General features: G+C 29.0%; 14 protein-coding genes. 1 reads left to right on the forward strand and 13 read right to left on the reverse strand.

From position 1 onward, the window contains the following. The 4 genes from BUB33_RS08840 to BUB33_RS08855 form a co-directional block, all read right to left on the reverse strand. Positions 1 to 1095: a hypothetical protein gene (locus BUB33_RS08840; protein WP_072975589.1), complete on the reverse strand. Its 1095-nt coding sequence runs from the start codon at positions 1093 to 1095 to the stop codon at positions 1 to 3. Then, entirely contained in the window at positions 1088 to 1981 is an 894-nt protein-coding gene (locus BUB33_RS08845; RefSeq protein WP_072975590.1) for an ABC transporter ATP-binding protein, read from the reverse strand. The genes BUB33_RS08840 and BUB33_RS08845 overlap by 8 nt, the downstream gene beginning before the upstream one ends. Beyond that, positions 1978 to 2364 carry a GntR family transcriptional regulator gene (locus BUB33_RS08850; RefSeq protein WP_072975592.1) on the reverse strand — a complete coding sequence of 129 codons (387 nt, stop codon included), beginning with the start codon at positions 2362 to 2364 and terminating at the stop codon, positions 1978 to 1980. Before BUB33_RS08850 ends, BUB33_RS08845 begins: the two co-directional genes overlap by 4 nt. A 205-nt stretch (positions 2365 to 2569) precedes the next feature. After that, positions 2570 to 3364: a DUF169 domain-containing protein gene (locus tag BUB33_RS08855; protein ID WP_084725310.1), complete on the reverse strand. Its 795-nt coding sequence runs from the start codon at positions 3362 to 3364 to the stop codon at positions 2570 to 2572. A gap of 536 nt (positions 3365 to 3900) precedes the next feature. On the opposite strand from BUB33_RS08855, the gene BUB33_RS08860 reads away from it, so the two are divergent. Further along, positions 3901 to 5094, forward strand: coding sequence for a saccharopine dehydrogenase family protein (locus BUB33_RS08860; RefSeq protein WP_072975594.1), 1194 nt, complete (start codon positions 3901 to 3903; stop codon positions 5092 to 5094). A gap of 144 nt (positions 5095 to 5238) precedes the next feature. Here the strand turns inward: BUB33_RS08860 and BUB33_RS08865 are convergent, their stop codons facing one another. From BUB33_RS08865 to BUB33_RS16055, 9 genes are all read right to left on the reverse strand, one after another. Beyond that, positions 5239 to 5880 (reverse strand): ATP-binding cassette domain-containing protein, encoded by a 642-nt coding sequence (locus BUB33_RS08865; RefSeq protein WP_072975596.1) that lies wholly within the window; start codon positions 5878 to 5880, stop codon positions 5239 to 5241. Next, positions 5864 to 6673, reverse strand: a complete 810-nt coding sequence (locus tag BUB33_RS08870) for an ATP-binding cassette domain-containing protein (protein WP_072975599.1) — start codon at positions 6671 to 6673, stop codon at positions 5864 to 5866. Before BUB33_RS08870 ends, BUB33_RS08865 begins: the two co-directional genes overlap by 17 nt. 9 nt (positions 6674 to 6682) lie before the next feature. After that, positions 6683 to 7504, reverse strand: a complete 822-nt coding sequence (locus BUB33_RS08875; protein ID WP_072975601.1) for an ABC transporter permease — start codon at positions 7502 to 7504, stop codon at positions 6683 to 6685. After that, the gene (locus tag BUB33_RS08880; RefSeq protein WP_072975603.1) at positions 7501 to 8487 is read right to left on the reverse strand and encodes an ABC transporter permease; all 987 of its coding nucleotides are present in this window, start codon (positions 8485 to 8487) and stop codon (positions 7501 to 7503) included. The genes BUB33_RS08875 and BUB33_RS08880 overlap by 4 nt, the downstream gene beginning before the upstream one ends. 61 nt (positions 8488 to 8548) lie before the next feature. Then, on the reverse strand, positions 8549 to 10189 hold the full coding sequence (locus BUB33_RS08885; RefSeq protein ID WP_072975605.1) for an ABC transporter substrate-binding protein: 1641 nt from the start codon (positions 10187 to 10189) through the stop codon (positions 8549 to 8551). A 482-nt stretch (positions 10190 to 10671) separates the two neighbouring features. Further along, positions 10672 to 11352: a hypothetical protein gene (locus BUB33_RS08890; protein ID WP_072975606.1), complete on the reverse strand. Its 681-nt coding sequence runs from the start codon at positions 11350 to 11352 to the stop codon at positions 10672 to 10674. Positions 11353 to 11359: 7 nt separating this feature from the next. Continuing rightward, a complete protein-coding gene (locus BUB33_RS08895) occupies positions 11360 to 11728 on the reverse strand; it encodes a PadR family transcriptional regulator (protein ID WP_234950024.1) in 369 nt (122 codons plus the stop codon). Between the two features lie 150 nt (positions 11729 to 11878). Then, a complete protein-coding gene (locus BUB33_RS08900) occupies positions 11879 to 12673 on the reverse strand; it encodes a CPBP family intramembrane glutamic endopeptidase (protein WP_072975608.1) in 795 nt (264 codons plus the stop codon). Positions 12674 to 13127: 454 nt separating this feature from the next. After that, the coding region (locus tag BUB33_RS16055; RefSeq protein ID WP_268807676.1) for a hypothetical protein at positions 13128 to 13324 on the reverse strand (197 nt) is incomplete at its 5' end.

Below are 13324 nucleotides of genomic sequence, written 5' to 3' on the forward strand. Positions count from 1 at the left end.
CTATCTATTTCCTACTTCAGTTATTTTATTGCTTATAAAATAGCCTATATAGGCTGATACCAAAATTATAATCAAAAACAATATATTATTTATTTCAATCATCAAAAATCTGTTAAAAATCATAGATACTAATAATCCACTACATATAGTAACTCCAAACTTAAATATTTGCCTAAATATCTTAAATATTATTATTCTATTTTCATCTTCTATTTTTGAGTTTTTTGCAAATTTATAGGCTATGGTTATATTTAATGAACTTAAAATTATACCCACTAGATATTTTAATGATAGGTTTTCTATAATATTTTTCCTTACTATACTTCTTCCTGTATTATCTATAATTAAATCTATAGAGCCATAATCTATAGGATATGCCCAAGGTAATAGCCAATTAGCCTTTTCCAATATTTTATTTAATAACTCAGACCTGTATATAGAAATAATATTAAATCTTCCTAATGTTAATATCGTAGCCCATAGTAGAAATAACGGTGCTAACCATATTAATATTCCAGTTACTATGCCACCAACAGTATGTGTAAAAGTATATTGAATCATAAATAGAAATGTATAAAAGCTAATAACTACAAAATAAATTATCCCCATCTCCTTTAGAATAGTACCTACACTATCTATTTCTATAAAAGGTTCTGATATTAAACTTATTTTATATATATCTTTTATCCAAAACATATTGCTTTTTCTTACAACTATTAAACCTATTATTAAAACTATAAACCCCAATGTTATATTTGCTAATCCAAGTAATATCTTGACTTTAAAAAATTCTTCCCTCTTTATTGGCAAGGCTTTTAGAAATCTACCTATCTCTTGACCTTTTTCTGATTGAAATTGCATAAATACTTGTATTATTGCAATAACTGTAAATAATACTAATACCATAGGTGCAATTCTTTCCATTGCATCTTTAATTAGAGTTTCATTTCCAGATATACCGTCAAAAATCATCCTCTCATATTTAGTATTTAAATTTATACTAAACATTAGTATAATAAAAAAACTAATTATAACAGATAACAATGATATCCATTTCATAGATCTAGTCTCATGTTTTAATATTGATCTATTCACATATTTCACTCCTATCTATTTTTTTATTTGTATATATAAATATCTCCTCTAAAGAAATTCCTACATTTTCAATAAGTTCTGCCCCTAAGTTATTTAAATCTGATAATACTTCTTCACCGTAATTATCAATAATTAAATAATATACACTTCCTATTTTTTCAATATTTATAATACTATCTATTTTTTCAAGTTCTTTCTCCACATCTTTTTTAAATATAACCTGCAGCTTTTTAACACTTTCTTTTATTTCATCTATATTAGATTGATATTTAACCTTCCCTTTATGAAGTATTGTTACTTCATCACATATTTTCTCTAACTCTCCAATATGATGGGAGCTTATAACTACTGTATTTTCTTTTTCATGTACTTGATTTATTAGAATATCTAATAAATCCTTTTTTATAATAGCATCTAATCCAGAAGTTGGTTCATCTAATATTAAAACTTCAGGATTTATAGATAAATTTAACATTAAGGCTAATCTCATTTGCATACCTTTTGATAATTGCCTTACTTTTTTATCTAATTTCAAATTAAAAATTTCATTGTAATTATAAAAATCATCTGTTGAAAAATCTTTATATATTCCTGAGTAAAAATCTAATAATTCTTTTATCTTGTAATCTTTAAAATATTGGTTTCTATCTGCTACATATCCTATTTTTTCTTTAACTTTTCTATTATCATAAACCTCCTCACCATCTATAAGTATCTTACCTTCCTCTACTTGATATACTCCTGATAACATCTGTAGTAAAGTAGTTTTACCAGCTCCATTTTCTCCTATTATTCCATGTATTGTACCTTTTTTTATACTCATATTCACATTATCTAAGGCTTTAAAACCATTAAAAACCTTATTTACACCTATTACTTCTATCATTTTATCCCTCCTTCTATACCTAATTGTATTTTATCTATTTCTTCATAAATTTTATTTTTGTCATATCCTAAATGTACCAACTCTACACATATATTTCTAAGTCCCTCTAGAGCCTTTTCTAATCTTTCATAATCAATAGGCCTCTCACTATAAGCACTCATAAAAGTTCCCCTCCCCCGAACAGTATATATTATCTTCTGCCTTTCTAGTTCTTGATAAGCTTTGCTAACAGTATTAGGATTAACAGACAACATACTAGCCATCTGCCTTACGGAAGGCAACTTATCATCCGGTTTAAGTATATGCTTTAAAGATAATTCTTTTATGCTATCTATAATTTGTTCATATATAGGTTTGTCACTCATAATATTTATATTAAACATAATAACCCTCCTTTCTAGTGTACTATGTGTATTGTGTGTATTATACCTTATAGTACACTATTTGTAAAGTGTTTTTTATAATTTTAGTAACTTTAACTGCCTATTAGATAAATTAATAAAACCATTATAATATTTAAGGGATTTCCCCTAGGGGAAATCCCTTAAATATTATAATTTATTCTGCAAAATCCTTATTATTTCAATATTAAATTCCACCATAAAGCCCATCATCATAATTCTTATTATATATAATTTGAACATATTCTTCTAAACCATTTTCTATTATTCTTGCCTGAATTTTAGCTTTGTTTTTATTTCTTTCTATTGGATTAATAGTCATTTCTATACCATTGACTATTTCATTGAACATATGATATGGCATTCCTACACCTAGTTCGCTATTTTCCCACTGAGCTAAAAGTCTAGTTCCTGCACATAACATAGATACATTTATATCATTAGTTTCAAATGGATATGATGTACACTCCTGACATATGGCTTGCATTCCAGCTAACTTGATATTCTTAGCTTGTCCATTGTGATATGCATATCCTTGAGTAATACGCATCATATTATATGGTTCTGTAACTATAATCACAACGTCTGGCTCTACTTCAAATTCCTTTAATGGCATTATATTTATGCCATATATTATATGTTTACAATAAACCATATCTTTGCTTACACTTCTGCCTATACATAAGTTTTTATAAGTTCCTATTTTAACCCTACCTTTACCAGAGTCATCTTCATGAGTTGTTTCTAGTAAACCTATAGCTTTGGCTGCAGAAAGGCAAGCAAAATTTTCTAATTTTGCCTTTATACACTCCCCTCTCATTCCATTTCTGACCATTGTACAGTATGCCATCTTATTTGTAAGTGCCCTTCCTTTTGATTCTATAAACTCCTTTTCATCAAATAAAAACTTTACACCTACAACCTCTCTGTTCAACTCTAAATATGCATTTAATTTTAATATATTTAATTTTATATTATCCAATTATATCTCCTCTCAGTCTATTCAAATAGAACATAGGTAAAATCATAACGGTTATTAAACTTCTCTTTAAATTCTTCTTGCTTTTGATATTCGAGAACAGCCTTTACCCAATCTTCATTTTCATCTTCACTTCTTACAATTAATCCTAATGGATAATCTTCGTTAGAAAAGTAAAAATGATAAAATCAAAATCACAGCAAGTCCCATTAAACTCCTTTTTTTGACCAAATTTAACCCTCCTAATAAATTCTAGCAAATTCCAACAAATTCCAACAAGCATTATTATATATTTATCAATAGATATAGTCTAATAGATATTATCTATAGTGTTTAGACTATAATAAGTTGTATCTATTTGCTTTATGATAACCATAAGATTATTTTTTAACTTTTTGCAAGAAATAGAATACACTAAATATAGAAAATAAATTACTCCATGATATCTCTTCAGCGTTAGACTTTTCCAATTGCTGGTGATATAATATTAACAATAAGGTGTTATAAAAATATGTCAAAACTATTTAAGGGGGATTATTATGAAACTGGTTGTATTAGGTGGAGCAGGTTCTCAAGCACTTTATGGAATTAGGGATTTAATCAATCATGGTAGCATTTTTGACGAGGTAGTTATTTCATCTCGTAATCTTGAAAAAAACAAGAAAATTGTGGAAAAGCTAAATTCACCAATAGTTAAAGCTGCAGAAGTTGATGTTTCTGACCAAGCAGCATTATACGAACTTATAAAGGATTGTGACGTAGTTGCAAACTGCACAGGTCCTTATCATATTCTTGCATATAAGATTATAGAGACTACAATAAAGGCTGGTAAACACTATATTGACTTTTGCGATGATATTGAAGCATTCAACAATATATTTGAATCAGAATTACCTAAAAAAGCTGAAGAAAAAGGACTTAGTATGATAATGGGTCTTGGAGCAAGTCCAGGATTTTTATCAATACTAGCATGTAGTGCAGAACAACGTTATTTTGATTCATTAAAGGAAGCCATATTCTATTTTGCATGTGATGAGAAAGAACCAGGTGGTCCTGCAGTTCTTGGACATATGTTAGAATGTATACACAACGCACCATATATTAAAGATGGAGAAAAGTTCAATGAACCTTCATTCCGTGAAGAATGGGATTTTGATTTTGGAGAACCTTATGGAGTTCGTAAAGTTACTAGAATAGGTCATCCTGAAGTATTTACATTCCCCAGATACTCACCAGGAATTCAAAACGTATCTATAAGATTTAGTCTTGAACCATTCTCAGCATACGAAGGTTTTAGAGACCTTAGCTTAGCAGGTCTTACATCTAATCACAAACTTAATATCAATGGCAATCCTGTATCACCTCGTGACTTTGCACTGGCTGTATTATTAGCACAAAAGGCAAGTCAACCAGTCATGACAGAAGAAGAACTTAAAGAATTTTTAAAAGGAGTTACTGCATGTGCAGCTACTGAACTCCATGGGAAAAAAGATGGTAAAGACATATCTTATATAGGAAGAGTGGCTGGAAACATGGCTCCACTTACAGCAATACCACTGATCATAGGTGCTGAAATGTTAGGCAAAGGTGAAATATCTAAAAAAGGTATAATGGTAGCTGAGGAAGCTATTGAAGATGCAGATAAATTTGTAAAGGAAACTATAAAGAGAATCCGTCAAGATGGATTTGGATTTAAAATTAGAGAAGAACTTACCCTTAGAGAAGAATATTAAAAAACAATATAGTATTTATTATAAAACCTTATAAAAGCTATTTTTTTAGCTATTATAAGGTTTTTATTTATTATTTATTAAATTTGTAAATTCTTTAAAATCTTAACTACATATCTATCTCTTAAATAATTATTTTTAGATAGTCTAAACTTCATGACAACAGTTTATATTGTTTTTATCCTTATTTAACTGATCCATATAATAAATACTATCACATATTTTATTTAATATGTTTTTTTCATGACTAACTACAACTATACCTATATCTCTTTTCTTACATACCTGTAATAATTTATTCCAAATCTTTGCTTGAGTAATTCCATCTAACATAGTAGTCATTTCATCTGCAATAATATACTTAGTATTGGCATTTAATGAACGAACTATAGAAAACCTTTGTAATTCTCCACCTGATAGCTCAATAGGCCATCTATTCATCCATTCATGTTTTATTCCAAAATCATCTAATAACTCCTTATCTGGACTATAGCTTTCATTTATAATTCTTTCCATTTTCCATTTTGGGTTCATAGCTTTTTCAGGATGTTGCAATATTAACTGTACTTTTTGAAAACCTTTATTTTGTTTTTTTTCACCATCAATTAGTATTTCCCCTTCACATGGTTGTACATAATTTGCTAATACTTTAGCAAAAGTTGTTTTGCCACATCCACTATAGCCGGATATACCCACCACTTCTCCTGAATTAATAGTTAAATTTACATTTCTAAATATCCATTTATTCTTCTCATAATAAAAACCTAACTTTTTACATTCTAGTGACATTAAACTCCCCCATATCTATAAATTCATTTTCAGGTAATGATCTCCACAACAGTCTTGCATATTCGGTTTTTAGTTTACTACCATCCCCTTCAAAAGCTTCTGCCGAAGATGTTTCTATATTTTCTCCGTCTTTAAATATTGTTACATAATCACATATTTTAAGAGCAGAAATAATATCATGAGTAATTAACATCACAGCCATACCACTGTCTGCAAATTTCCTAAGTTGTAAAAGTATAGTATCTAAAACTTCCGGATGTATGCCAGGAGTCGGTTCATCGGCTATAACAAGCTGCACCCCTTCCCTTACACTGGTTGCAAATAAAACACGCCTAAGCATTCCCCCAGATAATTGAAAAGGATATAGATCTCCATGAGCTTTTTCCAAACCATAGCTTTGAAATAAATCTTCTTGAATATTTTTAGCTTTTTCTTTAGGCAATCCTATTCTAACTTGATCTTTAACCTTCATGAGTGGATCTAAATAATTTATAGATTGTGGAATAAAAGCAATCTCTTTGCCTCTTAATTTTTCTATTAATCCTTGAGATATTTCCCTTCCTTTATAGTACATATCTCCCTTTATTGTTGCGTTTCTAGGAAGAATCCCCATAATGGCATGGGCAAGCAAACTTTTACCAGAACCACTAGCCCCAACCACTGCTAATATTTCTCCTTTATTAATTTCAATATTTAAAGACTCCACCGGAGTTATTTCTTGTATATTTATTCCCTTTGTATATTGACTAAAAGAAATAGATAAATCCTTAACCTTTAATATGTTTTCACTCATGTTTACCTCCTATATATGACTTGTTTGAGGAGTTAATAGTGTGCTTAATGACTCTCCAATGTTATCAAAGCTTTTTACCAATATAACAAGTAATAAACCTGGATATACAGCAAGCCACCAATCTCCAACTGATATATGTTTCACAGCTTCAGATAAAATAACTCCTATAGATGGAGTTTGAGCAGACAGCCCAAATCCTAAAAACGTCATAGAAGCTTCATGTAAAATAGCATGGGGAAATAACAATAAAAATCCTACCATAATTTGAGGAATTATAGCTGGTAAAATATGATTTCTAACAATATACATTTTACTTTTTCCAAAGTTTTCGGATATTTTTATATAGTCTAGATTTTTAATATTATTCACTTCATTTCTAACTAATCTAGCCAATGTAGGCCAATGTGTTAATGCTACTGCAAATATAACTCCCTTTGCTCCTTTTCCTACAGCAAATGATATTAAAATCATAAATATCATATGAGGCATTCCTATAAACATATCTATAAGCCAAAGTATTATAGAATCTACTTTTTTCCCAAATGTAGAAGCCACGACTCCCAAAACAATAGCAAATACAACCCCTATTAAAGAGCCTAAAAACCCTACTAACATAGAAAACCTCAAGCCCTTAATAGTCCTTGTAAACATATCTCTTCCTAACCAATCTGTACCAAAAATATGCTCATTATTTGGGGACAAACTTTTTTTTCTGCTATTAGTCATTAATTTATCTTCACCTAAAGAAAAGCCTAGGATTATAATAATAGAAATTATTAATATAGAGAATATTATAGAGAATATTAATTTTTTTCTTGAATTTAATTTCATGCCTGTTGTCCCTCCTGTTTTAAATATGGATTTATCCTTGAGTTTATAATATCTCCAATCATATTCCCAAAGAAAACAAAAACAGCACTTATCATTATAATCCCTAACAGTAATGGCATATCACTTTTTAATCCTGCTTCTGTTAATGTAGAACCTAATCCAGGATAAGAAAAAACTTGTTCAGCTAATATAGAACCTCCAAATAATTCTCCAAAGGATGCAAAATGAATAGTTATAGCTGGTACTATTGCATTTCTGAGAGCATGATTTTTAAATATTTGAAAGTCACTCTCACCTCTTGCTCTTGCAAAAAGTACATATTCTTCATTTAATACATCTATCATCTTTTCCCTAGTATGCAATACTACATTTGCAATTCCTAAAACACTCAATGTAAGAGCAGGCAATATAAGGTGATGTATCTTATCCAATATGGTAACTTCGCTTTTAATAACACCTATAGGAGCGGAAATCCCTATAGGAAACCATCCCAATTTCACAGAGAAAATCAATAAAAATATTAAACCAATCCAAAATGTTGGAACGGAAGCCTGTAAATATGCAAACCATTTTATTATTCTATCTGATAACTTTCCTCTATTAAAAGCAGCTATAGTACCTAGGGCTATCCCTATAATTCCTGAAAGAGTCCAAGATACTCCCATTAATGCTGCTGATGCCAATGCCTTTTCTTTTATAACTTCTATAACCAGTCTTTTATGCACTCTAGAAATCCCCATGTTTCCAGAAAGGATACTTTTTAACCAAGAAAAATATTGACCAATTGGAGGTTTATTGAGTCCCCAATATTCCTTAATAGCTTCATATTGTTCTGGAGTCATAGAAGTATCATAATCAACACTAGCCATTACAGGGTCAATAGGTGAATTTTTCATCAAAATAAATGTTAGTATTGAAAGCCCTAAAAGAAGTGTAAGTCCTCTCAACAACTTATAAAAAATAAACAAACTTCGTTTTCCCAAATTTATTCCTCCTATTTTCTTATTCTAAAAAGGTGCCATATATTATATGACACCTTAAAACCTACTTTGAATTCTCTTCCCAAGTCCACTCATATATATTGTGAAGCAAAGACCAATCATGTCCATGACTGTGTATAGGTTGGTTCCCAACATTTAATCTTTTATCTCCTAAGTAAGTATGGTTAAACCTAACTAACCAACAATTTGGTATATCTCCCAATGTACTAGCACCAGTCTCCCCATCCCATTGAGCTAATTTCCAATACTTATTTGCTTCATCTAGATCTGTAGAAGTCATGGCTTTATTCATATATTCCATAACCTTAGGATTATCATAAAAAGTTATATTAGCCCAACCATAGCCCGCTCTTTCTGGACTATGAGACTCATAGAATTGATTTGGGTGATGTCTTCCACCAGCATATAAAAGAGCCACTTCATGGGATTTTGTCACCATCTCATCCCAATTACTTCCAACTAATTTAATATCTATTCCCAAATTCTTAGCTTGTTCTGATGCTGCAATAGCAACATTAGTTCTTAACTTATCATTTGTAGGATAATATAATTCAAATTCTGCTCTAATACCATCTCTTTCACGTATTTTATCTTTTCCTTCTTTCCATCCTGCTTCATCCAGTAACTTTTTAGCCTCCTCAACTCTCCCATCTTCAATAGCTGTTTCCGGATTCCACCATGGCATCCCATCTATAACTGAATAAGCTGGCTTTCCATGTCCATTTAGAACAGTATCTACAATTTCTTGTCTATTAAGACCTATATTCAATGCTTTTCTTATAATTGGATCACTTGTAACTTCATTCCCTACAGGATATCCATCTGGTGATTCAATTTTACCAGGCTTAACATAAGGTAAAGATAATCCTCTAACGTCATTGGATTCAAACTCGAATAGTTTCCAACCTGGTAACTCTTCATCAGCAAATTCAGGAATAGCATATATAATGTCTACTTTCCCTGCCTTAGCTGCAGCAAGAGCAGTGTTTTCATCTAAACAAACCCAAGTCCACTTTTTAAAATATGGTTCTTCTCCATGCCAGTACGGATTAACCTCAAAAATAGCTTGCTCATCTTTATCGTATTGTGTAACCATATATGGCCCTGAACCTATAGGGTTTTGAGAGTAATTGTCGTTATAGTGGTTCTTAGGTACTATGGGAACTTCTGTAAGTTGTGCCCAAAACGTAGAGCGTGGCTCATTTAAATATATTTTCACTTTATTTTCTTCAGGAATTTCTATTTTATCAATAAATCCTAAATCCCAGTGCTGACCATATTCTTTTAACATATCATAGGAAAATTTAACATCTTCTGCAGTTACTAACTCTCCATTAGAGAACTTAAAATTATCATGAAGATTGAAACTCCATATCTTTCCATCCTCTGAAATACTATAATCTTTAGCTAAATCTCCTACTATATCTAAATCAGCAGTTTTCATAAGTAATGTGCTATGTATAATATGTGCCTCATTATACATTCCCCATCTTTGCTTTGGATCAAATTCATGAGGTATCCTCTCTCCCATAGAGACAATTAATTCATCCTTCTTTAAATTAGACTCTGTTTCTTTAGTTTCACCTATGTCTTTATTAGGTACCTTCTTGCTTTGACAAGCTACAAGACTTCCAATAACAACAAGGCATAAAAATATTAATATACCTTTTTTATATTTTTTCATTTGAATCCTCCCTTTATATTTATTAAATATTTTTATAAGTTGACATGATATCTTTTACAAGATAACCTGTAATTCATTAACATGGGACTATATAAATAAATTACCCTTTCATTTATCTCCTCCTATAAAGTGAATTCCATACTTTATGTATCTTTAAATAAAAAACCAAGTTTAATTAATAATATAAATCTAAAGATAATTATATTGATAATGATTATCAATATCAACTCCAAAAAATAGTTTTCCTGCTCCAATAACTAAAAACTTCTAATATTTTTAACTATATTTCTAATATTAGATTAACTCTAGAAAATATAATATCTTTTTCTATTGAACAATGTAAAACCTAGTAGTAACTATTTCTTCTAGCTACTACTAGGTTTTTACTTATTACTTCCTTTGAACTTTTATAGTATAATCTCAAATTATAATATACTTTCTTTTAAAGATTTTAGGTATTTATATTATTTAGGGTATTTTTATTAATTTTTTTCATTCATATATTTATTTAACCTATAAGTCAATACAACGCTTCCAGCTACAATTAAAATATAGTTTAATATAGATACTTCAATACAATCTTCTAAAAAACCAAAATATTCTAAAACACCAGATACTATTAAAGATAAAATTAAAGTAGTAATAATTACTAAAATTAAATATATAATTTTTTTATATTTAATTTTAGCTTTAATATATCTAGACTTTAATAAACCTATATCTAAAATTATTATCATTGGATTTATAAAGCTTTCTACCTTTAATGAAATCATTCCCGATTCTATTTTAGGAAACTTCCCTAATCCTAAAACACTCATAATACCATTTAAAATAAATATTACAGTAAAAACAGTTAAAGTGTTTAAAACTAAATTTAAAAATCTACTAATAAAGGTAGTCTCTCCTAAAGAATCCTTAGCCATGTCAATAAAAGTATAAATATCTCCTGATAAAACTTCTTTTGGGTCTTTAGCATTATTCTGTGCATCATTTAAAATTTCTATAATATCTCCTAATATCATAGTTTTATTCTTTCCTGTAATCCCTAGACTATTTATATAAGTAACTCCATTAATTAATGTATCCCAATATATTCCTTCTAAATTTGCAACATCATCTTCCTGTTGTTTTACTATTTCTTTTTTAAATTGATTTTTATTCATATATACTTTACACCTCAATATCCATAATCTTGTCTACTATATTTTCTAAAATAGACCACTCATCTTTAAACCTTTCAATCTCCTTTAAACCCTCATCTGTAATACTTAAATACTTTCTAACAGGACCTATATCTGAAGTTCTTCTTTCAGATTTTAAAAATCCCTTTTTCTCAAGTCTTAAAAGTATTGGATAAACTGTACCTTCTTGAATCTCTAAACCTAAATCATTTAATTCTTGAACTATCAAATATCCATAAGTTTCTTTACAAGAAACTATTTTTAAAATACAGGAATCTAGAACTCCTTTTAAAAGTTGACTAGATATCATCTCTTCACCTACTTTATATTGTTTAGTAGCAACTACATTGTAATACACAGTAGTGCTTTTGTCAATAAAAACATAATATTTTTTCCATAAGATATTGATTAGGGCTGTTTTATAACTAATTAGTTATAAAACAGCCCTAGATTTATCCGTATTAAATTTAAACCTACTTTTAAAAATTAATTTTATCTTGCAACTAATTTATTCCCTATTGCCTCTATCCATATATTTTATTATTATAAATATCAATATGACAGCAATTATGGAATATATAATATGATTCATACTATCAATTATACTAGCCACCTGTGATATCAACTTGTGTTTACTTAAATCAAAAGCACTGGACAGATCAATAATAAAATTATATGCAAAATGAACATATATACCTGCTAAAATAGAATCTGTAACTAAAACTATATTTGTAAAAATAATTCCTAGTAAAAATGTATAAAATAATTGTTCCATATTTTGATGGAATATACCAAACAATAAAGCATTTAGTAAAATTATAATATAACTCTTCCACCCAAATACCTCTGTAAAGCGAAGTATACTCCCTCTAAAAAGCGTTTCTTCGCATATTGCTGGAAATATAGATGTAAAAAATATATTATAGAAGAATACTCCAGTAGCCCAAGCCAAACCATTATACATCTCAGGTTTAAAAATAATATCGTCTTGTAAATCACTATTAAAAAATAAACAAGATATATCTGCTACAACATTGGTTATTAAGGGAAGTAAAAATACAATAATTGTTATAAGCAACATATTTTTAGTGCTGACTTTTCTCAATCTATAAAATTCCTTTATAGTTGTCCCAGTTTTTTTTATATAAATTCTTGAAATAAGAATTGTTGGAATGAAAATTAACAAAGGTTGCTCTAAAAAACTAAAGATTATATTATCACTATAAATCAAAAAAGGAAGTATTAAAATTAATAAATACAAAAAAATTAGCATAATAACTGATAACTGTTTTTTATTTTCCATTCTCTCTCCTCATAAACATTTTATAATTCTAAAAATATGTAAATATTTATCTAGGGTTTTGAGCACAGAAGTGTTACATATTAAACCCTATCCAATATCATTATAATTCATAGAATATATTTTATTTAAAACTTTATATAATACAATTGTTGTTTATTTGAATTTCAATTTATATTTTCATTACATCTTTAAATTAAATAAGCTATTTTTCAAATTTTTAACAATTATAACATATCACAGAGTTTAAATCTATATATATATTAAATTAATTAGCTTATTGTGATTAACAATGTTTAGATATATTAGATTGTAAACCTAACTGGAATACTTAAAATCTGTCCCTTTCATTATCTTGCCACCTTATTAATCAATCGGGTAGGAGGTAAATAATTAATTTATTTACCGACCTCCCTCACCACCGTACGTACCGTTCGGTATACGGCGGTTTCATAGTTTACACTTTAACTTCAAGGTAATATTTAAGAAAACTTAAATAACCTTGTTTTTCAAACCTAGCATTGGTTAGGGTTGTTGCAAGAATCCAGCTATTGGCCGTATGCCAGTAGCCTTTTCTTGTATTTGCCCATTCCCATGCCTTTTCTCTTGCTACTCCCAGTTTCTTAAGGTTAACAAATTTCGTCTTGACCTTCT

Source organism: Tissierella praeacuta DSM 18095, assembly GCF_900128955.1.
GTDB lineage: Bacteria > Bacillota > Clostridia > Tissierellales > Tissierellaceae > Tissierella > Tissierella praeacuta.